The 1,134-nt window shown below is 45.1% G+C and carries 1 protein-coding gene; it reads left to right on the top strand.

What is annotated here, in order from left to right; all coding sequences use genetic code 11:
* Positions 1–73: 73 nt before the first annotated feature.
* The gene (locus tag ATB76_RS26710) at positions 74–1,087 is read left to right on the top strand and encodes an IS110 family transposase (protein ID WP_061036401.1); all 1,014 of its coding nucleotides are present in this window, start codon (positions 74–76) and stop codon (positions 1,085–1,087) included.
* Positions 1,088–1,134: the final 47 nt, after the last annotated feature.

Below are 1,134 nucleotides of genomic sequence, written 5' to 3' on the forward strand. Positions count from 1 at the left end.
GGGGCTAATTATATGGTCCGCCTCACTCTCAAGCCCTACGCTTAGAGTAGGCTCTCAGAACGAGGTGAACCATATGTCTACCATTCACATCTTAGGTATCGATTTAGGCAAGCACTGCTTTCATGCGGTTGGCAACAATCACACTGGCAAAGACGTTATTCGCCGTAAGTTTAGTCGAAGCCAACTACTCCGTTTCTTATCTGTACTTGAACCTACCATCATCGCTTTTGAAGCCTGTGGTGGTGCTCACTGGCTTGCGAGAAAGTGTGAAGCCTATGGGCATCGAGTTCGACTTATCCCGCCTCAATATGTAAAACCTTACGTCAAAGGTAATAAGAACGACTTTATTGATGCGGCTGCGATAGCAGAAGCAGCGAGTCGACCAAGCATGAGATTTGTCTCTGCCAAGTCAGAGGAAGCTCAGGTAATCGCAGCTATCCATCGAGTGAGGGATGGTTATATCAAAGAACGAACGGCTTGTATGAGCCGAATTGGAGCAATACTACTTGAGTTTGGGCTGAGTTTTCCTAAAGGTCATGCCAAGATGAAAGCGCTATTTCAGTGGTTGGCCGAGCAAGATATAAAGTTACCACCGAGCCTGGTCGCTGAGTTGCTCTCGATTCATGAGCACTATAAATACCTAAATGAGCAAGTATCTACTCAAGATAGAAAACTGAAAGCGATTACTGAAAATAATGAAAATGCCGAACTTTTGAAGAGTATTCCTGGTATTGGTGATTTAACAGCAACGTTGTGTGTGGCCAATATCAGTTCTCTTTCAAACTTTGGTGGAGGTCGCGAGATGGCTGCATGGCTAGGACTCGTTCCAAGGCAGTATTCAACGGGTGGCAAATCAAAGCTATTAGGCATGAGTAAACGAGGGAACAAACACCTTCGCACTCTATTTATACATGGAGCGAGGTCCGTGCTATCTAGGATAGAAACAACAGGAAAAGTGTTTGGAGATTGGTTAGTCAATTTACGAGCAACAAAGCCGTTTAATGTAGTGGTAGTCGCACTTGCCAATAAGCTAGCAAGAATAGCTTGGGCGGTGTTGTACCACCGCCAAGCTTTTAAGGCTGTATAGCCATAACCAAGTTTGCAACGCCAATGAACGTGATGACAAAAACGGTC

The organism is Vibrio sp. MOR3 (genome assembly GCF_001557775.1).
GTDB classification, from domain to species: Bacteria; Pseudomonadota; Gammaproteobacteria; order Enterobacterales; family Vibrionaceae; genus Vibrio; species Vibrio jasicida.